Below are 21143 nucleotides of genomic sequence, written 5' to 3'. Positions count from 1 at the left end.
ATCTGAAACAACGGTACGATGTCTGCGACCCCATCCGGAGGGAGACTGCGGTGACCCGAGCCGACGCGTTCCACATCGAGCGGAACCCGGCCCTGATCCGCTCGCAGGTCCTCGAGAACCTCCGGCAGGCGATCCTCGATCGGCGGCTCGCCCCGGGGCAGCGCCTGATCGAGCGCGAGCTGGTCGAGCTCACCGGGGTCTCGCGCACCAGCGTCCGGGAGGCGCTGCGCGAGCTGGCCGCCGAAGGCCTGGTCACCGCGATCCCCAACCGGGGCATGGTCGTCACCAGCGTGAGCGCCGAGGAGGCGCGCCAGCTCTACCAGGTGCGCTCGGCGCTGGAGGCACTGGCCGGGCGGCTCTTCGTCGAGAACGCCGGCCCCGCGCACCGCAGAGCGCTGGTGCGCGCGGTCGAAAAGATCGACCGGCTGGCCGCCAAGGGCGCACCGCTGCTGGCCGCGAAGGACGCCTTCTACGACGTGTTGTTCGAGGGTGGCGGCAACGACGCGCTGCGCGCGGTCGTCAACGGCCTGCACGCCCGGGTGAGCGTTCTGCGCTCGCTCTCGATGTCGGTGCCGGGGCGGCTCGAACACAGCGTCCGGGAACTGCACGCGATCGTCGACGCCGCACTGGCCGGCGACGCCGACGCGACCGCGGCGGCCTGCGCCGCGCACGTCGAGGCGGCCGGCCGCGCCGGGCTGACCGCACTCGCCGAGCAAGAGTAGGGCCTGGCCCGATCGCGCCCTTCCTTCGGCCGTGCGATTGTATGATGATCGTACGACATTGACCTGAGACGGGAGCGGTCCATGAGGAATGACGAGAGCCGGCTGGCGCGCGGCGAGACGGTCCGGCGCGAGGTTCTCGGCGATGCGCACGTGGACCGGTCGATGGCCAGGGCCACGGAGTTCTCGGCCGTCGTGCAGGAGTACGTGACCGCGAGCTGCTGGGGCGACGTGTGGTCGCGTCCCGGGCTCGACCGGCGCACGCGCAGCCTGCTCAACCTGGCGATGCTGACCGCGCTGAACCGCCCGCACGAGTTCGCGGTGCACGTCCGGGGCGCGCTGCGCAACGGCTGCACGGTGGCCGAGATCCAGGAGGTGCTGTTACAGACCGCGCCGTACTGCGGCGCCCCGGCCGCCCTGGAGTCCTTCCGCGTCGCCGAGCGCACGATCGAGGAGGTCCACGCCGAGGCCGCCGTGGACGGCGCGGCCCGATGACCGGTACCGGCGCCCGGGTGGTCGCGGACATGCTGGCCGGCTACGGCGTGACGCACGTCTTCGGCGTCCCCGCGATCCTGCGCCGCACGCTGGCCGCGCTGGAGGCGCACCACCCCCACGTCCAGCGGGTCGTCACCCACGGCGAGAAGTCGGCCGCGTACATGGCCGACGGCTACGCCCGCGTTTCGGGCCGCCCCGGGATCGCGATGGCGCAGGTGGTGGGGGCGCTCAACCTCGCGGCCGGGCTGCGTGAACCGTTCCTGGCCGGTTCACCGGTGATCGCGCTGACCGGCGGCCGGTCACCGGCCACCCGGTTCCGGCACGTCTACCAGGAGGTCGACGACGTACCGGCGTTCGAGCCGGTCACCAAGTTCAACGCGACGATCGACGACGTGAGCCGCTTCCCCGACCTGCTGCGACACGCGTTCCGGGTGGCCACCACGGGGGCGCCGGGCCCGGTGCACCTGCAGATCCAGGGCAACGAGGGCCAGCTCGACGCCGAGCCGACCGACGTCGAGCCGCTCGTCGAGCCGGAGTGCGCCCGCGTGCCGGCCCGGCGTCTCGTGCCCGCCGACGAGGACCTGCTCGCGGTGCTGCGGTTGCTGGCCGCGGCGCGGCGGCCGGTCGTCGTCGCCGGTGGTGGGGTGCGCGCGTCCCGGGCCGGGGCCGAGCTCGTCGCGCTCGCCGAGCGGCTCGGCGTCCCGGTGGCGACGTCCGCGAACGGGAAGGACACGATCCCGGGCACGCACCCGCTGTCGGTGGGCGTGGTCGGCACGTACTCGCGGGAGTGCGCGAACCAGGTCGTCGCACGCGCGGACCTGGTGTGTTTCGTCGGCACCCGGACCGGCGGCATGACCACGCACGTCTGGACGGTCCCGCCGATCGGCGTCCCGGCGATCCAGATCGACGTCGAGCCCTCCCACCTCGGGCGCAACTACCCGCTGCGCGCCGCCGTGGCCGCCGACGCCAAACTCGCGCTGGCGCGGATGCTCGCCCTCGCCGGAGCGGACACCGCCGGGGCAGAGCGCGGCGCCTGGCTGGCGGAGGTGGACCGGCGAAGGGCCGACTGGCGGGCGCGGTACCGCGAGGTGCTGACCAGCGACGCGGTACCGGTCCGCCCCGAACGCATCGCGGCGGAGCTCACCGCGGGGCTCCCCCGCGACGCCGTCCTGGTCGTCGACACCGGCCACGCCGGGATGTGGATGGCCCAGTTCCACGACGTCACCTCGCCCGACCAGGGCTACCTGCGCAGCGCGGGCCACCTCGGCTGGGCGTTCTCGGCCGGGCTCGGGGCGAAGTGCGCCGCCGGTGACCGGCCGGTCGTCGCGTTCACCGGCGACGCCGGGCTCCACTACCACCTGGGCGAGATCGAGACCGCCGCGCGCCGCGGCATCAACCTGGTCACCGTGGTCAACAACAACTCCGGCGGCAACCAGAGCAAACGTGGCTTCGACCGGGCCTACGACGGCCGGCCCACCGCGCGGTCACGCGAGCTGTGGACCTACCGGGACGTCGACTTCGCCCGGGTCGGCACCGAACTGGGCGCCCTGGGCCTCCGGGTGGACCGGCCGGGCGACCTGCCGAAGGCTCTCGACCAGGCGCTGCACGCCGGCCGCCCGGTGATCGTCGACGTCCGCACCGACCTCGAGGTGGTGGCGCCTCCCCCCTTCGCGCCTCAGCCCCTCGCGCCTCAGCCCCTCGCGCCGTAGAGCGCGCGGTCGTGGGCCGCGAAGTCCCAGGCCCCCGCCCCGCCGGAGGGCCGGACCGTGCTCACGACGTTCGCGCCGCCGTCGGCCGAGACCAGTTCGCCGGTCACGTAGGCGGCGTCGTCGCTCAGCAGGAACGCGACCACCCCCGCGATCTCGTCGCCAGTGCCGGCCCGGCGCAGCGGCGTGCTGGACGCCCGCCGGGTCATGTCGTCCCGGCCCCGGGCCCCGAACAGGTCGGTGGGCACGATGCCGGGTGCGACCGCGTTCACCCGCACCCCGAGCGGGCCGCCGTAGACCGCCGCGCCGTGCAGGAGGCCCACCACGGCGTGCTTCGACGTCTGGTAGGCCAGCAGGTCGGCGCTGCCCCGCAGGCTGCCGATCGACCCGGTGATCACGATGTTCCCGGCACTGCCCTGCGCGGCGAACTGCCGGAACGCGGCCCGCACCCCGAGGAAGACCCCGCGGACGTTCACCGCCATCACCCGGTCGAACTCGGCCGCCGGCACGTCGGGCAGCGGGGTCAGCGAGCCGGCGATCCCGGCGTTGAGGTGATGCAGGTCGATGCGGCCGAATCGCTCGACCGCGGCGTCGACGTACGCGGCCACGCCCTCCTCGGTGGACACGTCGGCCCGGACCCAGACCCCGTCGGCGGACGGCGGCCCGGCGGTGTCGACCGTGTCCGCCGTGTCCACGGCGACCACGTGCGCCCCTTCCGCGGCGAGCCGCCCGGCCGTGGCCGCACCGATGCCCCCGGCCGCCCCCGTCACCACCGCGACCTTGCCGGCCAGTCCACGCATCGGCTCCTCCTCGCTCAAGATTGTCCGACAACCATACAATAATTCGACCAGATCGGCGTCAGCTCTTGACACGCCCGCCGCCCGATCGCCTACATTCCCCGTACCGGATAGCCGGATGGTCACCCCGCAATGCGGGACAGACCGCGGACGGCGAGGGAGGCTACGGATGGAAATCGCCAGCGGGGACCTCCAGGTCGTCGCCCGCGTCGTCCAGTTGCTGCGGCTGCTCGCGGCCAACGAGACGATCGACCTGGTCTCGGCGGCCGAGCACCTGGGCGTCGGCAAATCCACTGCCCACCGCTACCTGGCGTCGATGGAGAACCACGGTCTCCTGCAGCGCCGCGACCGCAACCACTACGAGTTCGGCGTACTCCTCGCCGAGCTGGGCACGATGGCGCTCTCCCGGCTCGGGGTGCTCGATCTGGCCGGCCCGGTCATGGAGGAGATCAGCGTGGCCGTGCGCCACACGGTCGTGCTGAGCGTCTGGAACGGACACACCCCCGTGGTGGCACAGGTGCGCGAGGACCGCAGCCGCACCGCGCACGTGTCGATCCCGGTCGGCAACCTGCTCGGCCCGGACGCCGCCCAGACGCTGATCTTCTGGGCGTTCCGCGACCGGTCGTTCTACCGGTTCCGCGCGGGCGCACCGCCGGTGAACGCGACCGACGCGGAACTGGCCGACGCCGTCCGCACCGGGATCGCGGTGCGGATGAGCCGCGAGAACGGCGTCGGCGCCGTGGCCACTCCGGTCACGGACCCGTCCGGACAGGTCGTCGCGACGCTGGCCGTGGTCGGTATCGCCCAGTTCCTGCCCGAAGAGATCGACAGCCCGGTGGCGCGCGCCCTCCTGGCGGGCGCCGAGACGATCGCCCGGCGGATGGCCAACCCGCTCGACGCCGGAGCCGACTGACCGACACCGCCTCCTGACACCGAAGTCTGAGCAAAGGCGACACTCATGAAGACACCCCTCCGCCTCATCAGCGTGTTAACCGTCGGTACGTTATTGCTCACCGCCTGTGGTGTGGGCGGTGAATCCGGCGGCGATTCGTCGGACCAGAAGCTCACCTGGGCGAGCACCGGCGGCCAGTTCCAGGAGGACGAGAAGACGGCGCTCCAGAAGCCGTTCACCGCCAAGACCGGCACCGCGTTCACCAACGTCAGCCCGGCCGAACAGGCCCAGGTGCGCACGATGGTGAAGGCCAGGAAGACGATCTGGGACCTGGCCAACATGAGCTGGATCTACGCCGGGGCCTACTGCGGCGAACTGTTCGAGAAACTCGACGACCCCGCGCTCGACCGGAGCAAGTTCCCCGCCGGCACCACCGGCGACTGCTTCGTCCCCACCTACCGGTACGCGAACATCTTCAGCTACAACGCCGACTTCTACCCGGGCGCGAAGCCGACCACGATCAAGGACTTCTTCGACGTGAAGAAGTTCCCGGGCAAGCGGGTCGTCTACGACTACCCGAAGGCCGGCCTGTTCGAGGCCGCGCTCGTCGCCGACGGGGTGGCGCCCGACCAGGTCTACCCGCTCGACCTCGACCGCGCGTTCGCGAAGATCGACACGATCAAGAGCTCGCTGGTCTTCGCGCCCAGCTACGGCGCGATCCAGCAGATGATGGTCGACAAGCAGGCCAGCATGGTGCTCACGGTCACCGCGCGCACGATCGTCTCGGCCCAGAGCGGCGCGAACCTCGTACCGGTCTGGGACTTCAACACCACCGACATCGGCGTCCAGGTCATCCCGAAGGGCAGCCCGCACAAGAAACTCGCCCAGCAGATGCTCGCGTTCATCACCGAACCCGAGCAGGCCAAGGCCTACGCCAAACTGACCGGCACGGCCCCGGCCCGGCCCGATGTCGACCTCGACTCGATCGGCTACACCGACGAGCAGAAGAAGTTCAACGCGTTCCTGCCCGACCGCGGGAAGACCGTCGAGCAGGACAAGCAGTGGTGGATCGAGAACACCGACGCGCTGGTGAAGCGCTGGACGAGCTGGAAGGTCGGCTGATCCGTGGCCGCCAGCACAACCATCGCCCCGGCTCCGGTGGAGCCGTCCCGCGCGCGGCGCCCGGGCTGGATCGTCCGTGCGCACGCGTCCGGGTGGCTGCTCCTGCTGCCGGCGCTGGTCGCCCTCGGGATCCTGTTCGTCCTGCCGCTGCTCAGCGTCGTCGTGGACAGCGTCACCGAACCGACGACCGGCCTGAGCAACTACGCGTCGCTGTTCACCGACGGCTACACGCTCCAGGTACTGGGCCGCACCCTGCTCGTCGCCGCGACGGTCGCGGTCGTCGGCGCGCTGCTGGCCTATCCCTACGCGTACGCGATGACGCTGGTCGGGCCGGCGATGCGGTCGGTGCTGGTGACGCTCGTGCTCGTCCCGTTCTGGACGAGCATGCTGGCCCGGAACTTCGCCTGGCTCGTGCTGATGCAGGACGGCGGGGTGATCCAGCGTTTCCTGCGGCTGTTCGGCCTGGGCGACGTCACGCTGCTCGGCAGCACCACCGCGGTCGCGATCTCGATGACCCAGGTGCTCCTGCCGTTCCTCGTGCTGCCCATGTACAGCGCGATGGAGCAGATCGACGGGCGACTGGTGGCGGCGGGCCAGAGCCTCGGCGCGTCGCGGGCGCGGGCGTTCCGGAAGATCTACCTGCCCCTGTCGCTGCCGGGGGTGGTGGCCGGCATGTCGCTGGTGTTCGTACTGGCGCTGGGCTTCTACGTCACGCCCGCGCTGCTCGGCTCCACCCGCAACGCGATGATCGCCCAGGTCATCAACGTCCGCACGAAGGAGCTGCTGGACTTCGGCGGAGCCGGCGCGATGGGTATCTTCCTGCTCGCGGTCACGCTGCTGGTCCTCGGTCTGAGCCGGCGGCTGGCCGGGACCACCGCCGTCGTCGGGGGCAGCCCCACCCGCTCCCGCGGCGGGGGCGAGCAGGCCTCGGCGATGCGTCCCTGGCTGGCCGGGCACACCGTGGTCGTCGCGATCCTGCTGGTCGCCCCGACGCTCGTCGTCATCCCGATGAGCTTCTCGGCCTCGCCGACGTTCCGGTTCCCGCCCGAGGACTGGTCGTTGCGCTGGTACGGGGAGCTATTCAGCTCGCCGGAGTGGATCGCGGCGATCCTCAACTCGCTCCAGGCCGGCCTCGTCACCGCGCTCTTCGCGACCGTGCTCGGCACCGCGGCCGCGTTCGGGCTGGCCCGGCTGCGCCCGCACTGGCGGGGACCGCTCAACGGGTTCCTGCTCTCGCCGATGATCGTGCCGCACATCCTGGTCGGGCTGGTGGTCTTCGCGGCCTTCCTGCGGCTGAGCCTGAACGGCACGCTGTTCGGGATCATCCTGGCCCACACGGCCGTGGCGCTGCCGTTCGTGATCATCGCGGTGACCGCGCGGCTGCAGGGGATGGACGACCGGCTGCCCGGCGTGGCCGCGAGCCTCGGCGCCGGCCCGGTGTCGACGTTCCGCAAGGTGACGTTGCCGCTCGTGCTGCCCGGCATCCTGTCCGGCGCCGTGCTGGCGTTCGTTACCTCGCTCGACGAGGTCGTCATCGCGCTGTTCCTGCAGGCCCCCGGGGCGACGACGCTGCCGGTCCAGATGTTCAACAGCGTGACCGTCGAGATCGACCCGACGATCTCGGCCGCGTCGAGCCTGATGGTCGTGCTGGTCAGCGTCCCGATCTTGATCGCACAGGTGTGGAGAAGGAGAGGTACGCGGTGAAACTCCGAACGGCGGTTCCGGAAGCGCCGACGATCAGCGCCCGCGGCGGCCGGGTCGAGCTCGTGGACCTCCGCAAGACCTACGGCGGCAACACCGCGGTGGACTCGATCGACCTGGAGATCGAACCGGGTGAGTTCATCACGCTGCTGGGGCCGAGCGGCTCGGGCAAGACGACGACGCTCAACATGATCGTCGGCTTCACCGAGCCGACGTCGGGCCACGTGCGGCTCAACGGCCAGGACATCACCCGGACGCCGCCCAACAAGCGCGACTTCGGCATGGTGTTCCAGAACTACGCGCTCTTCCCCCACCTGACCGTGGCCCAGAACGTGTCGTTCCCGCTGCGCGAGCGGAAGGTCCCGGCCGGCGAGATCACCCGGCGGGTCGGCGAGGCGCTGGCTCTCGTCGACCTGACCGGCCTGGACGACCGGCGTCCGCACGAGCTGTCCGGCGGGCAGCAACAACGGGTCGCGCTGGCCCGCGCGGTCGTCTTCTCCCCCAGCGTCCTGCTGCTGGACGAGCCGCTCAGCGCGCTCGACCGCAAGCTGCGCCAGTCGCTGCAGCGGGAGATCAAGCGGCTCCACGACGAACTGGGGCTGACGTTCGTCTTCGTCACGCACGACCAGGACGAGGCGATGACGCTCTCGGACCGGATCGCGATCTTCGACCAGGGCCGGATCGTCGCACTCGGCACGCCCGCCGAGCTCTACCACCGGCCGCCGACCAGGTTCGTGGCGCGCTTCCTGGGTGAGTCGAACGTGTTCGGTGACTCGATCGTCCGGCCCGAACGCCTGGGTGTCGTCCTCGACGACGCCGCGGTGCCGCCGGGCGCGAAGACCGCGCCGGCCACCGTCACCGACGTCTCGTTCTACGGCACGTACTCGCGGATCGAGCTCGCGTTCGGCGACGACTCGGTCGGCTGCGGGGTGCTGCCCGCCGGCTCGCCGCCGGCACCGGCGCCGGGCACACCGGTGATCGCCCACTGGCGCCCCGAGGACCAGATCCCGGTCTCTTCCTAAGGTGAGGACGTTCCACGTGACTGCAGTCGATTACCCGTTCAACCCGGCCGCCGACGAGGACCGCGCGACACCCGACCCGGAGGCCGACGCGCTGCTCGTCGGCGCGGTGGACCTGCACCAGCACCCCGGGCCGAGCCCGTTCCCGCGGCGGATGAGCATCCTCGACGCCGCCCGGGACGCGTCGGCGGCCGGATTCCGCGCGATCGTGGCGAAGTCGCACCACCACAGCATGGTCACCGACATCCTGGCGCTGCGTGCGGCCGGGCTCGACGACCTCCCGACCGAGGTCTACGGCGGGATCGCGCTCAACCGCACGGTCGGCGGCCTCAACCCGTACGCGGTCGAACTCGCGCTGCGCATGGGCGGGCGGATGGTGTGGTTCCCCACGCTCTCGTCGGCGGCCCACGTCAGCCACCACGAGCACCACGACACCGGCTTCCCGACGCCGGAGGTGCGGCTGCGCGACAACGAGGTGATCTCGATCCTCGGCGAGAACGGCGCGGTGCTGCCGGAGGTGCGTGACATCCTCGCGGTGATCGCCGCCGAGGACGCCGTGCTGACCTGCGGGCACCTCGGCGTCACCGAGTCGCAGGCGCTGATCGACGCCGCGATCGAGGCCGGGGTGGGACGCATCCTGATCAACCACCCGGTGTTCGTCGTCGGGGCGTCGGTGGAGCAGGCGGCCGCGTGGGCGCGCCAGGGCGTCTACATCGAGCACTGCGCGATCATGTACTGGGGCAAGCCCGAGCGGCGGCGCAGCCTCGACGAGCTCCTCTCGTTCATCAAGGCCGTCGGCGTCGAGCAGACGATCCTGTCCTCGGACTCGGGCCAGAAGACCAACCCGCTGCCGGTGACGCTCTACCGGCGGGCCGCGCGCGGGCTGCTCGACGCCGGTCTCGCCGAGGCGGACATCCGGCGGCTGCTGGGCGGCAACGGCGGCCGGCTGCTCCTGACATGAGCGAGCGGTACCAGCTCACGATCGTGCGCTACGGGACCCGGCAGACCGTGCGCAGCGAGGTCTACCTCAACCACCACCTGTACGCCGAGCCGGACGGGCCGATCGGCATGGACTACTTCTTCTGGGTGCTGCGCAACTCCGCACGCACGGTCGTGGTGGACACCGGCTTCTCCGCGGCGGGTGGCGCCCGCCGCAACCGCACGACGCTCGTCGAACCGGTGGCGGCGTTCGACGCGCTCGGAGTGGACCGGGGCGCCGGTCCACCGGTCGTGATCACCCACGCGCACTACGACCACATCGGCAACCTCGACCTGTTCCCGGCGTCCCCGCTGACGATCGCGGCGGCCGAGTACGCGTTCTGGACCGGCCCGCACGCCGGCCGCACGCTCGTGCACCACTCGGTCGAGGACGCGGAGATCGACCGGTTGCGTCAGGCGGGGGCCGAGGGCCGGCTGCGCCCGTTCACCGATTCGGTCGTGGTCGCCCCCGGCGTCCTGGTGACGCGGGTCGGTGGCCACACGCCGGGGCAGAGCGTCGTCACCGCCGAGACCAGCGACGGCGTCGTCCTGCTGGCCTCGGACTCGGTGCACTACTACGAGGAGTACCAGCGGGACATGCCGTTCACGCAGGTGGCCGACGTGGTCGCGATGTACGACGCGTTCGCGCGGATCCGCGGGCAGCTCGCGTCCGGCGCGGTGCGCCACCTGGTGACCGGCCACGACCCCGACACGCTGCGCCGGTTCACGCCGGTCACCGGCGGCGTGCTCGCCGGGCTCGCGGCCACGATCGGAGAGGAGTGCTGATGAGGGTCGGCTTCGTGGGGCTCGGCAACATGGGCGGGCGGGTGTCGGCCCGCATCACCGGCGCGGGTCGCCCCGTGCTCGGCTTCGACGTGCGCGCGTCGAACGTGGTCGACGCCGGGGCGTCCCCCGCGTCCTCGGTCGCGGACGTCACCGCCGCCAGCGACCTGGTGTTGCTGTCGCTGCCCGACAGCGCCGCGGTCGAGGACGTCGTGCTCGGCGGGGTGCTGCCCGGCGCACGGCCGGGGCAGATCGTCGTGGACCTCTCGACCGCCGCGCCCGAATCGACCGTCCGCATGCACCGGCGGCTGGCCGAGCGCGGTGCCGCCTACCTCGACGCCGGGGTGTCCGGTGGGGCGGCCGCGGCCGAGAAGGGCACGCTGACGCTGATGGTCGGCGGCGCACCCGACGTGCTGGAGCAGGCGCGGCCGGTGCTGGAGCTGTTCGCCGCGACGATCTTCCACTGCGGGCCGAGCGGGTCGGGGCACACCGTGAAGCTGCTGAACAACTTCCTCAACGCGATCGCGCTGTCGGCCACCGCCGAGGTGATGGTCGCGGGCAAGAAGGCCGGGCTCGACCTCGACGTGCTGCTGGCCGTGCTCAACGCCGGATCGGGCGTCAACTTCGCGACGCTCAACCGGTTCCCGAAGATCGTCCACGGCGACTACCTGCGCGGTGGGCTGACGAACACGCTGATGCTCAAGGACGTCAACCTCTACGTCGAGCTCGTGGCGCGGCTGGGGGTCGCGAGCCCGAACTCGGCCGGTCCGCTGGCGAGCTTCGGGCTGGCCCGGGCGCTCGGCTACGCCGACGAGATCAGCAACAGGGTCGTCGACGCCATCGGCGACCTCTCCGGTGGGGTCCGCCTGCACACTCCGGATGAGGAGACGTCATGAAGATCGTCCGTGGACCAGGTCCGTCCGAGCAGCGTCCGGCGACGATCACCGGCGAGGCGTGGTTCGATCCGGTGCTGCCTGGGACCGACGGCACGACGATCACCACGGTCTTCTTCACGCCCGGAGCGCGCACGTTCTGGCACACCCACGAGCACGGGCAGATCCTCCAGGTGCTCGCCGGCCGGGGGTTGATCTGCTCCGACGGGGGCTCGCCGCAGGCGCTCGCGGTCGGCGACACGGTGTGGGTGCCCGCCGGTGAACGGCACTGGCACGGCGCCACCACCGACTCGTTCCTCTCGCACACCGCGATCTCGCTCGGCGTCACCCGGTGGGCCGACGAGGTCTCCGACGCGGAGTACACGTCATGACGATCGCGTTCGTCGGCCTGGGCAACATGGGTGCGCCGATGGCGGCGCGCCTGCTCGGCGCGGATCACGCCGTACACGGGTTCGACCTGGACCCGGCGGCCCTCCGCGCGCTCGCCGAGCTCGGCGGAACGGCAGCCGACACCCTGGCCGACGCGGTCCGCGACGCCTCCGTCGTCGTGCTGATGCTGCCCGGCTCCTCCGCCGTCGGGGCGACCCTGCACGACGAGGGATTCGTCGCCGGGCCGGGCACGGTCGTGGTCGACATGAGCTCGTCGGAGCCCCTGCGTACCCGCGAACTGGCGGCCGAGCTGGCCGCCCGGGGCGTGACGCTCGTCGACGCCCCGGTCTCCGGCGGGGTCGCCAGGGCCCGCACCGGGACGCTCACGATCATGGCCGGTGGCGAGCCGGCCGACCTCGACCGCGTAGCGCCGGTGCTGGCGCCGCTCGGCACCGTCACCCGGACCGGCGCGGTCGGCAGCGGCCACGCGGTCAAGGCGCTGAACAACCTGCTCTCGGCCACCCACCTGCTGGTGACCAGCGAGGCGATCCTGGCCGGCGAACGCTTCGGCCTCGACCCGGAGACGATGGTGTCGATCTTCAACGGCTCCAGCGGCCGGAGCGGATCGACCGAGAACAAGTGGCCGAACTTCATCCTGCCCGGCACGTACGACTCGGGCTTCGGGCTGCGGCTGATGCTCAAGGACATGCGGATCGCGACCGGCCTGGCCGACCAGGTGGGCGCGCCCGACCCGCTCGGCCACGCGGCCGTCGAACTGTGGGCCCGCGCGGCCGAGGCACTCGAGCCGAACGCCGACCACACCGAGATCGTGAACTGGCTGCGAAAGGACGCGTCGGCATGACCCTCACCGCACGGCAGGAAGAGATCAAGCAGGAGTTCGTCCGGGTGCGCGGAACGTGGAGCGACACCTGGGAGAGCGTGCTCCGGCTCGACCCGGAGTTCCTGGCCGCGTACCTGAACCTGTCGGCCGTGCCGTGGCGCACCGGCACGCTCGAGCCGAAGGTCAAGGAGTTCCTCTACATCGCGATCGACGCGAACGCCACGCACCTGTACCTGCCGGGCGTGCGTCAGCACATCCGGGCGGCGCTGTCGCTGGGCGCCACCCCGGCCGAGATCATGGAGGTGCTGGAGCTCACCGCGACGCTCGGTATCCACGCGATGAACGTCGGCGTGCCGGTTCTCGTCCAGGTGCTCGAGGAGAAGGGCCTGCGGAACGGGCCGGCGCCGCTGGACGAGTACCAGGAACGGCTGAAGGCGGACTTCACCGCGACGCGGGGCTACTGGCATTCGTTCTGGGACGAGATGCTGGAACTCGACCCCGAGATGTTCGCCGCGTACACCGAGTTCTCCTCGCTGCCGTGGCGGAGCGGGACGCTCGAGCCGAAGGTCAAGGAGTTCGTCTACATCGCGTTCGACACGGCGGCCACGCACCTGTACGTCAGCGGGCTGAAGCTGCACATCGAGAACGCGATCGGGTACGGCGCGACCCCCCGGGAGATCCTCGAGGTCATGGAGATCGCCTCCGTGCTCGGCATCCACTCGGTCACCTCGGCCGCCCCGATCCTGCTGGAGGAGGCTCAGCGCGCGACGTAGCCGCCGTCGACGCTCAGGATCGTGCCGGTGATGCCGGACGACTCCGGAGCGGCCAGGAACACGATCGCGCGGGCGACCTCGTCGGGCGTCGACATCCGTCCGATCGGATGGTTGCCCAGCGTGACCGCGAGGCTCGCCGCGGGGTCCGGGTCGGCCCGGCGTGCCTCGTCCATGAACCCGGTGTCGACGGCGCCGGGCGCGACCGCGTTGATCCGCACGCCGCGGGCCGCGTACTCGATCGCGAGCTGCCGGGTGAGCTGGACGATCGCTCCCTTCGTCATCGCGTAGACGCTCTGGTTCGCGACGCCGACGAGCCCGGAGATCGACGCGGTGTTCACGATGCTGCCGCGCGTGCGCTCCAGGTGCGGGAGGGCGGCCCGGGCGAGCCGGAACGCCGGCCGGACGTTCGTCGCGAACAACGTGTCGAAGTCGTCGTCGGTGGTGTCGGCGATCGACCGGCGGAGAAAGCGCGCGGCGTTGTTCACCAGCAGGTCGAGCCGCCCGAATTCGCTCACCGCCCGGCCGATCGCCGCGGCGGGCGTGTCGTCCGCGGTGACGTCCGCGGTGACGGTCACCACCCGGCCGTCCTCGGCCAGCGCGGCCACCCCGGGGTCCCGGTCGACCGCGACCACCCGGTAGCCCTCCGCGCGAAGCCGCCGGACCACCTCCCGTCCGATACCCCGCGCCGCCCCGGTGACCACCGCCGTCGAATCCATTCGTCGATTGTATGACGATCACACACTACAACTCAAGCGTTCCGCTGGCCGGTACGGAGAAACGACATTGACGGGTCCATGACCTTCACCATGCCCTCCACGCGGGTATAGAGTCCCCGCATGGCGTTTCTTGGAGCGGAACGATGACGGGCCCACCGGAGAACGGACCGCTCCACGGGCTGAGAGTCCTGGACGTCTCGACGATCCTGGCCGGCCCGCTCGCGTGCCAGATCCTCGGCGACTACGGCGCCGACGTGATCAAGATCGAGCACCCGCGCACCGGCGACAGCATGCGCGGGCACGGCGGCCAGAAGGACGGCGTGCCGATCTGGTGGAAAGAGATCAGCCGGAACAAGCGCACGGTCGCGCTCAACCTCTCCGATCCGGACGGTGCCGCCGCGCTGACGAAGCTCGCGGCCCGCGCCGACGTGCTGGTCGAGAACTTCCGTCCCGGCACGCTGGAGCGCTGGGGGCTGGGCCCCGAGACGCTGCACGCCGTGAACCCCGGGCTCGTGCTCGTGCGCCTCACCGGTTTCGGTCAGACCGGCCCGTACTCCTCCCGCGCCGGGTTCGGCACGCTCGCGGAGGCGATGAGCGGGTTCGCGGCGCTGACCGGTGCCGCCGACGGGCCGCCCACGCTGCCGAGCTTCGGCCTCGCCGACAGCATCTGCGGGCTGGCCGCGTCGTCGGCGGCGCTGATGGCGCTCCGGCACCGCGACCGCACCGGCCGGGGTCAGGTCGTCGACCTCAGCATCCTGGCGCCGATCATGACCGCGGTCGGGCCCGGGCCCACCGTCTACCAGCAGACCGGCGAGATCGAGCAGCGCCACGGCAACCGCTCGACGAACAACGCCCCGCGCAACACCTACCGCACCGCCGACGGCAGCTGGGTCGCGATCTCGACGAGCGCGCAGTCGATCGCCGAGCGGGTGTTGCGCCTGGTCGGGCACCCCGAGGTCATCGAGGAGCCCTGGTTCGCGACCGGCCGCGGCCGGGCGGCGCACGTCGACGAGCTCGACGCGTACGTCGGCGACTGGATCGGCGCACGCACCCGCGACGACGTGCTCGCCGCGTTCACCGGGGCCGGTGCGGCGATCGCCCCGGTCTACACCGCGAAGGACCTGGTGGAGGACGTCCACGTGCGCGAGACGCAGATGCTCACCGAGGTCGACGACGACGAGCTGGGGCGCGTGCTCCAGCACAACGTCCTCTGGCGCATGTCGGAGACACCGGGGCGGATCCGGTTCCCCGGCCGGGCGCTGGGCGCCGACACCGACGAGGTGCTCACCGAGGCCGGCCTCAGCGCCGACGAGATCCAGGCCCTGCGCGACCGTGAGGTGATCCGATGAGCGACGCGTTACTGGACGCGGTCGCGGCCGGCGTGACGATCCACGACCTCGGCCGCACGTTCTTCCCCGGCATGCCGCAGTCCCCGAACCACCCCGCGTACACCCACACGCTGCCCCGGCGGCACGGTGACATGGTGCGGGCCGACGGCGCGTCGGCGGCCAACGACCTGATCGTGCTCGGCACCCACGTCGGAACCCACATCGACGCGCTCGCGCACGTCAGCTTCCAGGGCAAACTGCACGGCGGTGCGGACGCGCACGAGGCGGTGGCCGGGGGCAGGTACCTCGAGCACGGCGTGCACACGATCGCGCCGATGGTGCGCCGCGGGGTACTGCTCGACGTGCCCGCGGCGTTGGGCGCCGAGTGCGAGCCCGGGTACGAGATCACGGTGTCCGATCTGGAGGCGTCCGCCCGGGCCGAGGTGCGCCCCGGTGACGTCGTGCTGATCCGCAGCGGGTGGGGGCGCCGGTTCGACGACGGCGCCGAGGCCTACGTCGGCCGGGACTCCGGCGTGCCCGGGATCTCCGAGGCCGGGGCGAAGTGGCTGGCCGCCAAGGGCATCCACGCCGCCGGCGCCGACACGATCGCGTTCGAGCGGCTCGCGCCCGGCGGAGGGCACGCGTCGTTACCCGCGCACAACGTCCTGCTCGTGGAGCACGGCATCTACCTGATCGAGGCGATGGCGCTCGAGGAGCTCGCCGCGGCCGGCGTCGCCGAGTTCACGTTCGTGCTCGCGCCGCTGAAGCTGCTCGGCGCCACCGGCTCCCCCGTGCGTCCGCTGGCCCTGGTCTCCGACGGCGGCGCACGTGGCTGAGCCGACGCTCGCGCAGCGGCTCGGGGCCTTCGCGGCCGACGCCGCCGATCTCCCGGGCGAGGTCACCGACAGCGTCCGCAAACGCGTCCTGGACATCCTCGGCATCGCGGTCGCGGCCGCGTCGCTGGAGACCAGCCGGGCGGCCCGGCGCTGGGCCGCCGAACAGGGCGGCACTCCCGAGGCCACCGCGATCGGCCGGCCGGAGAAGCTCCCGGCCACGCAGGCCGCGTTCGTCAACGGCGTGCTGGCCCACTCGCTCGACTACGACGACACCCACCTGCCGTCCGTCCTGCACCCCAGCGCGGTCGTCGTCCCGGCCGCGCTCGCCGCCGCCGAGGCCACGCACGCGAGCGGCGCCCAGCTGGAGACCGCGATCGCGGTCGGGCTCGAGACCGCGGTCCGGCTCGGCATGGCCGGCTACGACCAGGAGTCCAACAACTCCGTGTTCTTCGAGCACGGCCAGCACGCCACGTCGATCTGCGGCGCGGTCGGTGCTGCGGTCGCCGCGGCGAGACTGCACGGGATGGACGCCGCCCGCACCACCGACGTCATCGGGGTCGTCGCGTCGATGGCGTCCGGGCTGATCGAGGCCAACCGCACCGGCGGCACCGTGAAACGGATGCACTGCGGCTGGGCCGCGCACGCGGCGCTGAGCGCGGTCGGGCTGGTGCGTCACGGCTTCACCGGCCCGCCCACCGTGCTCGAAGGCCGGTTCGGCTTCTTCCAGGCCTGGCTGCACGGCGTGTTCGACGCGAGCCAGATCACCGACGGCCTCGGGGAGAGCTGGGCCGTGCCCGGCATCTTCTTCAAGCCGTACCCGGCCAACCACTTCACCCACGCCGGCATCGACGCCGCCCGCCGCCTGCGCGCGAAGGGCGTCGACCCGGCGGCGATCCGGTCGATCCGGCTCGGCGTGCCCCGGCAGAACCTCCCCACGGTCGGCCAGCCGATCGAGGTCAAGCGCGCCCCCGAGACCGGCTACATGGCCCAGTTCAGTGGCCCGTACACGCTCGTCGCCGGCCTGCTCGGCGGCGGAGGGCTCGGCGTCGGGCTCGACGACTTCACCGACGAGCTGGCCCGCGACCCGCACCGGCGCGCGCTGATGCGGCTGGTCGAGGTGGAACCGGACGAGAAGTGCACCGCGATCTTCCCGTACCAGTTCCCGGCCGTGGTCACCCTCCGGCTGGACGACGGCACGGAGCTCACCGAGGAGGTTCTGGTCAACCGGGGCGGGCCGGGTGATCCGCTCTCGTTCGACGAGCTCGCAACCAAGTTTCGCGACAATGCCGGACGAGCACTTCCCGCCGAGGCCGTCGGGGCGCTCGCGGAGGCGATCGCCGGCCTGCACGACATCACTGATCTGTCCGCCCTGCTCGAACCGCTCCGGGAGGTCGACGCCCATGAACTATGACCTGATCGTCACGAACGCCCGCGTGGTCACGCCGGACGCGGCGGAACCCCGCTCGACCGACGTCGGCATCAAGGACGGGAAGTTCACCGCGCTGGGGACGCTGGACCCGGCGGAAGCCGGGACCGTGCTCGACGCCGGTGGCAAGCTGCTCTACCCGGGCGTGGTCGACGTGCACCAGCACTGGGGCATCTACAACGACCTCACCGACGACGCGCGCACCGAGAGCCGGGCCTCCGCCCAGGGCGGCGTCACCACCGGGATCACCTACATCCGCACCGGCCAGTACTACCTGAACCGGACCGGGCCCTACACCGAGATCTTCCCGGACGTGCTCAAGGCCACCGAGGGGCACGCGTACGTGGACTACGCGTTCCACGTCGCGCCGATCCTGCGCAGGCACATCGACGAGATCCCGACGATGATCAGCGAGTTCGGCGTCCCCTCGTTCAAGATCTTCATGTTCTACGGCACGCACGGGCTGCACGGCCGCTCGAACGAGCAGGGCTCGTTCCTGATGCTGCCCGAGGACGAGACGTACGACTACGCGCACTTCGAGTTCGTCATGCGCGGCATCCAGGCCGCCCGTGAGGACCCGCGGTTCGCCGGCTTCGCCGACGCGATCTCGCTGTCGCTGCACTGCGAGACGGCCGAGATCATGCGCGCCTACACCAAGATCGTCGAGGAGGCCGGCGGGCCCCGCGACCTGGCCGCCTACAGTGCCTCGCGACCGCCGCACTCGGAGGGGCTGGCGATCACGATCGCGTCGTACCTGGCCCACGAGACCCAGTTGCCGAACATCAACCTGCTGCACCTCTCCTCGCGCAAGGCGATCGAGGCGGCGATGCTGATGCAGACGGCGTTCCCGCACGTGAACTTCCGGCGCGAGGTGACGATCGGGCACCTGGTCGCCGACATCTCGACCGCGAGCGGGCTCGGCGGCAAGGTCAACCCGCCGCTGCGCCCGCGCGAGGACGTCGAGGCGCTCTGGGAGCACGTGCTGGCCGGGAACTTCTCCTGGGTGACGAGCGACCACGCGTGCTGCAAGGACGAGCAGAAGTTCGGCGACCCGCGCGAGGACGTCTTCACCGCGAAGAGCGGGTTCGGCGGCACCGAGTACCTGCTGCCCGCGCTGGTGAGCGAGGGACGCCGGCGAGGGCTCTCGCACGGGCAGATCGCGGCGCTGACGTCCTGGAACCCGGCGCAGCGCTTCGGGCTGTTCTCCAAGGGCACGGTCGCGGCCGGCTACGACGCGGACTTCTGCCTGGTCGACGACGGGTCCTCGTGGGTGGTGCGCGCCGCCGACTCGGAGTCGGCGCAGGAGTACTCCCCGTTCGAGGGGTTCGAGCTCTCCGTCCGGGTCACCGACACCTACCTGCGTGGCGACGCCGTGCTGCGCGACGGGGCCGTGGTGGGGGCGCCGCGCGGACAGTACGTGCGGCGCCCCACCGGCTGACTAGCGAATCGTCCACCGCACGGCGCGGGTGACGCCGGACGTCGTGGTCACGGAGCCCACCACGACCCCGGCGTCGTTCACCGCGGCGGCGGTGCCGGACGGGCCGCCGAGGTCGACCAGGCGGCCCGCGCTCCAGCGGAACCCGTGCGTGGCCCCGCTCGCGGTCGTGCTCGTGCCGACGACCTGACCGCGATCGTTGACCGCGTTCGGGAAGCTGCGATCGCCGCCGAGCGTGCCCAGGTCGGTCCGGCGGCCGGCCCGCCAGAGGAACGCGTGGGTCGACCCGCCCGCCGTGGTGAGCGTGCCGACGACGTCCCCGGTCCGGGAGATCCCGGTCGCGCTGGTGCCGCCGAGCTCGACGATCTCGCCGTCGATCCAGGCCACGGCTTTCCGAGGCGTGTAGACCGGGCCGAAGCTGCCCCAGGTCGACGTACCGAGGGAGCCGACCACCGTGCCGTCCGGCGCGATGTCGTCGGCCACCGCGGACTGGCCGGCGGGCACCGGCAGGTCGGCCGCGGTGCCGTCCGCGGCGACCACCGGGACGTACTGGAAGTTCGTCGACGCACCGGCGTTCCGGAAGCCGGCCACCCGCCCGGTGTCGTCGATCCCGCCGGCGCCCAGCAGGTTCGTGGCGGTGCTGGTGCCGTCGGGGTGGCAGACCGCGTAGGTGAACGCCCGGGGGCCGGTCCCCACCCAGATCAGCGCGTCGCCCCGGTCGTTGACGTCGGTGACGCCGAGCGGGAAACCGGTGGCCAGGGCGCAGTCGGTGGTCGCGCCGCCGGGCGCCCAGTACCGGATGCCCCGCTGGGTGGTGTCGGCCGACTCGATCGACCCGACGACCAGGCCCGAGTCGGTGATCCGGGCGGCCCGGGCCTCGGGAAGCGTGGCCGACGCCGGCAGGCGGGTGAACGAGCCCCCGGCCCAGCGCAGCGCCTGCGAGACGCCGCGGACGTCGGCGGTCCCGACCACGACGCCGGCGTCGTTGACGTCGGCGGCGCTCGAGCCCGTCGTCCCGGCCGGGACCGGGAGCCGGGTGACCGTGACGATCGCCCGGTCGGCGGCCGAGGCGGTTCCGGCCGGGACGAGCAGCGCGGCGGCGACGACCCCGCAGAGCAGTGATCGCATCAGCTCGCCGTCCAGCGCACGGCCTGCGTACCGGTCGTCGTGGTGACGGTGCCGACCACGACGCCCGACGCGTTGACGTCGGCCGCGGAGCTGGCGGTGCCTCCGGGCGCCCCCAGGTCGGTGAGCTCGCCGTCGTCCCAGCGGAACGCGTGCGTCTCGCCGGCTGCCGTCCGGCTGGCGCCGACGACCTGACCCTGGTCGTTGATCGCGGTCGGCGCGCTGCTCGGGCCGCCGAGCGTGCCCAGGTCGGTGAGCGTGCCCGCGCGCCAGCGGAACGCGTGCGTCTCGCCGGACGCGGTCGTGCTCGTGCCGATCACGTCACCGGCGGCGTTCACCGCGCGGCCGGTGTCGGCCGGGACACTCGTGTCGCCCCCGAGCGTTCCGAGCTCGGTGATCCGGCCACCGCTCCAGATCACCGCGACCCGCGGAACGAACGTGATCGACGGCCCGGTGCCGAAGCGCATGGTGCCGAGCGCGCCGACCACCGCGTCGCCGGGGCCGAAGTCGTACGCGACCCCGGCCTGTCCGGCCGGAACCGGCAGGGTGGTCGCGGTGCCGCCGGCCGAGAGGACGGTCGGGACGTAGTTGTAGTTGGTGGCGCTGCTGCCGGGGCGGGCGCCGGCCACCCTCCCGTCGTCGCTGAGCGCGTGCGCGACGGCCAGGTCGGTGTTCACCGTGCCGCCGTCGGCGCGGCAGACCGTCGCGCTGAACCGCCGCCCCGACGTCACCGTGCCCACCAGCGCGTCGCCGCTCTCGTTCGCGTCCTCGACGCCGAGCGGAGCCCACAGCGTGAGCGGGCAGTCGCCGGTCGTGCCGTCCGGGCGCCAGTGCCGGATCGACCGCTGGTTGACGTCGGGTTCGCCGATCGAGCCGACGACCACGCCGGACTCGGAGACCCGCGCCGCCGACGCGCCCGGGCGCTGCGCCGGGGCCGGTAGCGCGGTGTAGCCGGCGGCGTCCCAGCGCAGCGCCCGGGACGTGCCGTCGACGTCCGCGCGCCCGACCGCGACACCGGCGTCGTTGAGGTCGGAGACGACGGAGTTCGTGGTGCCGTCCGGGACGGGCAGCGGGGTGGCGGTGACGGTGGGTGCGGCGGAGGCGGTTCCGGCCGGGGCGAGTAGGGCTACGGCCACCGCACCACTGATGAGTAATCGCAACGTGGGCCTCCTTGCCATCACGGGAAGGC

21 protein-coding genes are annotated in these 21143 nt (G+C 72.2%); 17 read left to right on the top strand and 4 right to left on the bottom strand.

Going from position 1 to position 21143, the window contains the following annotated elements; genetic code table 11:
• Positions 1-50: 50 nt before the first annotated feature.
• From CRYAR_RS13590 to CRYAR_RS13580, 3 genes are all read left to right on the top strand, one after another.
• Positions 51-722 (top strand): GntR family transcriptional regulator, encoded by a 672-nt coding sequence (locus CRYAR_RS13590; protein ID WP_035851046.1) that lies wholly within the window; start codon positions 51-53, stop codon positions 720-722.
• An 81-nt stretch (positions 723-803) separates the two neighbouring features.
• Positions 804-1214: a carboxymuconolactone decarboxylase family protein gene (locus CRYAR_RS13585; RefSeq protein ID WP_084700451.1), complete on the top strand. Its 411-nt coding sequence runs from the start codon at positions 804-806 to the stop codon at positions 1212-1214.
• Positions 1211-2923, top strand: a complete 1713-nt coding sequence (locus CRYAR_RS13580; RefSeq protein WP_051570136.1) for a thiamine pyrophosphate-binding protein — start codon at positions 1211-1213, stop codon at positions 2921-2923. The genes CRYAR_RS13585 and CRYAR_RS13580 overlap by 4 nt, the downstream gene beginning before the upstream one ends.
• Here the strand turns inward: CRYAR_RS13580 and CRYAR_RS13575 are convergent.
• A complete protein-coding gene (locus CRYAR_RS13575; protein ID WP_035862204.1) occupies positions 2905-3720 on the bottom strand; it encodes an SDR family NAD(P)-dependent oxidoreductase in 816 nt (271 codons plus the stop codon). The two genes, CRYAR_RS13580 and CRYAR_RS13575, sit on opposite strands and share 19 nt — an antisense overlap.
• Before the next feature lie 166 nt (positions 3721-3886).
• Between CRYAR_RS13575 and CRYAR_RS13570 the strand changes: the two genes are divergently transcribed.
• The 10 genes from CRYAR_RS13570 to CRYAR_RS13525 are packed head-to-tail and all read left to right on the top strand — an operon-like array spanning position 3887 to position 13088.
• The gene (locus tag CRYAR_RS13570; RefSeq protein WP_035851043.1) at positions 3887-4630 is read left to right on the top strand and encodes an IclR family transcriptional regulator; all 744 of its coding nucleotides are present in this window, start codon (positions 3887-3889) and stop codon (positions 4628-4630) included.
• 45 nt (positions 4631-4675) lie between these two features.
• Positions 4676-5731, top strand: coding sequence for an extracellular solute-binding protein (locus CRYAR_RS13565; RefSeq protein ID WP_084700447.1), 1056 nt, complete (start codon positions 4676-4678; stop codon positions 5729-5731).
• 3 nt (positions 5732-5734) lie between these two features.
• The gene (locus CRYAR_RS13560; RefSeq protein ID WP_157017636.1) at positions 5735-7435 is read left to right on the top strand and encodes an ABC transporter permease subunit; all 1701 of its coding nucleotides are present in this window, start codon (positions 5735-5737) and stop codon (positions 7433-7435) included.
• Positions 7432-8454: an ABC transporter ATP-binding protein gene (locus tag CRYAR_RS13555; RefSeq protein ID WP_211247429.1), complete on the top strand. Its 1023-nt coding sequence runs from the start codon at positions 7432-7434 to the stop codon at positions 8452-8454. Before CRYAR_RS13560 ends, CRYAR_RS13555 begins: the two co-directional genes overlap by 4 nt.
• A 16-nt stretch (positions 8455-8470) precedes the next feature.
• Positions 8471-9412 (top strand): DUF6282 family protein, encoded by a 942-nt coding sequence (locus tag CRYAR_RS13550; RefSeq protein WP_211247428.1) that lies wholly within the window; start codon positions 8471-8473, stop codon positions 9410-9412.
• Positions 9409-10215, top strand: a complete 807-nt coding sequence (locus CRYAR_RS13545; RefSeq protein WP_035851040.1) for an N-acyl homoserine lactonase family protein — start codon at positions 9409-9411, stop codon at positions 10213-10215. The genes CRYAR_RS13550 and CRYAR_RS13545 overlap by 4 nt, the downstream gene beginning before the upstream one ends.
• A complete protein-coding gene (locus CRYAR_RS13540; protein WP_035862197.1) occupies positions 10215-11108 on the top strand; it encodes an NAD(P)-dependent oxidoreductase in 894 nt (297 codons plus the stop codon). Before CRYAR_RS13545 ends, CRYAR_RS13540 begins: the two co-directional genes overlap by 1 nt.
• Positions 11105-11476: a cupin domain-containing protein gene (locus CRYAR_RS13535; protein ID WP_035851037.1), complete on the top strand. Its 372-nt coding sequence runs from the start codon at positions 11105-11107 to the stop codon at positions 11474-11476. The genes CRYAR_RS13540 and CRYAR_RS13535 overlap by 4 nt, the downstream gene beginning before the upstream one ends.
• On the top strand, positions 11437-12336 hold the full coding sequence (locus CRYAR_RS13530) for an NAD(P)-dependent oxidoreductase (protein ID WP_342673828.1): 900 nt from the start codon (positions 11437-11439) through the stop codon (positions 12334-12336). Before CRYAR_RS13535 ends, CRYAR_RS13530 begins: the two co-directional genes overlap by 40 nt.
• On the top strand, positions 12333-13088 hold the full coding sequence (locus CRYAR_RS13525; protein ID WP_035851033.1) for a carboxymuconolactone decarboxylase family protein: 756 nt from the start codon (positions 12333-12335) through the stop codon (positions 13086-13088). The genes CRYAR_RS13530 and CRYAR_RS13525 overlap by 4 nt, the downstream gene beginning before the upstream one ends.
• Here CRYAR_RS13525 and CRYAR_RS13520 read toward each other — a convergent pair.
• Entirely contained in the window at positions 13073-13804 is a 732-nt protein-coding gene (locus CRYAR_RS13520; RefSeq protein ID WP_035851031.1) for an SDR family NAD(P)-dependent oxidoreductase, read from the bottom strand. The two genes, CRYAR_RS13525 and CRYAR_RS13520, sit on opposite strands and share 16 nt — an antisense overlap.
• Positions 13805-13947: 143 nt before the next feature.
• On the opposite strand from CRYAR_RS13520, the gene CRYAR_RS13515 reads away from it, so the two are divergent.
• Genes CRYAR_RS13515 through CRYAR_RS13500 form a run of 4 tightly spaced genes read left to right on the top strand, consistent with a single transcriptional unit; the run spans position 13948 to position 18832 of the window.
• On the top strand, positions 13948-15153 hold the full coding sequence (locus CRYAR_RS13515; protein ID WP_035851029.1) for a CaiB/BaiF CoA transferase family protein: 1206 nt from the start codon (positions 13948-13950) through the stop codon (positions 15151-15153).
• A complete protein-coding gene (locus tag CRYAR_RS13510) occupies positions 15150-15968 on the top strand; it encodes a cyclase family protein (RefSeq protein WP_035851027.1) in 819 nt (272 codons plus the stop codon). The genes CRYAR_RS13515 and CRYAR_RS13510 overlap by 4 nt, the downstream gene beginning before the upstream one ends.
• Positions 15961-17379, top strand: a complete 1419-nt coding sequence (locus CRYAR_RS13505) for an MmgE/PrpD family protein (RefSeq protein WP_035851025.1) — start codon at positions 15961-15963, stop codon at positions 17377-17379. Before CRYAR_RS13510 ends, CRYAR_RS13505 begins: the two co-directional genes overlap by 8 nt.
• Positions 17369-18832: a dihydroorotase gene (locus CRYAR_RS13500; protein ID WP_035851024.1), complete on the top strand. Its 1464-nt coding sequence runs from the start codon at positions 17369-17371 to the stop codon at positions 18830-18832. The genes CRYAR_RS13505 and CRYAR_RS13500 overlap by 11 nt, the downstream gene beginning before the upstream one ends.
• Here CRYAR_RS13500 and CRYAR_RS43030 read toward each other — a convergent pair whose 3' ends face one another.
• Positions 18833-19957, bottom strand: a complete 1125-nt coding sequence (locus CRYAR_RS43030) for an HAF repeat-containing protein (protein ID WP_051570133.1) — start codon at positions 19955-19957, stop codon at positions 18833-18835.
• Positions 19957-21114: a hypothetical protein gene (locus tag CRYAR_RS43025; RefSeq protein WP_157017634.1), complete on the bottom strand. Its 1158-nt coding sequence runs from the start codon at positions 21112-21114 to the stop codon at positions 19957-19959. Before CRYAR_RS43025 ends, CRYAR_RS43030 begins: the two co-directional genes overlap by 1 nt.
• Positions 21115-21143 lie beyond the last annotated feature (29 nt).

Source organism: Cryptosporangium arvum DSM 44712 (genome assembly GCF_000585375.1).
In the GTDB taxonomy this organism is placed as follows: domain Bacteria; phylum Actinomycetota; class Actinomycetes; order Mycobacteriales; family Cryptosporangiaceae; genus Cryptosporangium; species Cryptosporangium arvum.
This window is presented reverse-complemented; position numbering and strand designations above follow the sequence as displayed.

What these genes read in the sequence shown, in the direction of transcription:
- CRYAR_RS13540 (WP_035862197.1), top strand. Translation starts at nt 10,215, where the DNA reads ATGAGGGTCGGCTTCGTGGGGCTCGGCAACATGGGCGGGCGGGTGTCG.
- CRYAR_RS13585 (WP_084700451.1), top strand. Translation starts at nt 804, where the DNA reads ATGAGGAATGACGAGAGCCGGCTGGCGCGCGGCGAGACGGTCCGGCGC.
- CRYAR_RS13575 (WP_035862204.1), bottom strand. Translation starts at nt 3,720, where the DNA reads ATGCGTGGACTGGCCGGCAAGGTCGCGGTGGTGACGGGGGCGGCCGGG.
- CRYAR_RS13545 (WP_035851040.1), top strand. Translation starts at nt 9,409, where the DNA reads ATGAGCGAGCGGTACCAGCTCACGATCGTGCGCTACGGGACCCGGCAG.
- CRYAR_RS13515 (WP_035851029.1), top strand. Translation starts at nt 13,948, where the DNA reads ATGACGGGCCCACCGGAGAACGGACCGCTCCACGGGCTGAGAGTCCTG.
- CRYAR_RS13525 (WP_035851033.1), top strand. Translation starts at nt 12,333, where the DNA reads ATGACCCTCACCGCACGGCAGGAAGAGATCAAGCAGGAGTTCGTCCGG.
- CRYAR_RS13520 (WP_035851031.1), bottom strand. Translation starts at nt 13,804, where the DNA reads ATGGATTCGACGGCGGTGGTCACCGGGGCGGCGCGGGGTATCGGACGG.
- CRYAR_RS13510 (WP_035851027.1), top strand. Translation starts at nt 15,150, where the DNA reads ATGAGCGACGCGTTACTGGACGCGGTCGCGGCCGGCGTGACGATCCAC.
- CRYAR_RS13580 (WP_051570136.1), top strand. Translation starts at nt 1,211, where the DNA reads ATGACCGGTACCGGCGCCCGGGTGGTCGCGGACATGCTGGCCGGCTAC.
- CRYAR_RS43030 (WP_051570133.1), bottom strand. Translation starts at nt 19,957, where the DNA reads ATGCGATCACTGCTCTGCGGGGTCGTCGCCGCCGCGCTGCTCGTCCCG.
- CRYAR_RS13500 (WP_035851024.1), top strand. Translation starts at nt 17,369, where the DNA reads ATGAACTATGACCTGATCGTCACGAACGCCCGCGTGGTCACGCCGGAC.
- CRYAR_RS13535 (WP_035851037.1), top strand. Translation starts at nt 11,105, where the DNA reads ATGAAGATCGTCCGTGGACCAGGTCCGTCCGAGCAGCGTCCGGCGACG.
- CRYAR_RS13565 (WP_084700447.1), top strand. Translation starts at nt 4,676, where the DNA reads ATGAAGACACCCCTCCGCCTCATCAGCGTGTTAACCGTCGGTACGTTA.
- CRYAR_RS13570 (WP_035851043.1), top strand. Translation starts at nt 3,887, where the DNA reads ATGGAAATCGCCAGCGGGGACCTCCAGGTCGTCGCCCGCGTCGTCCAG.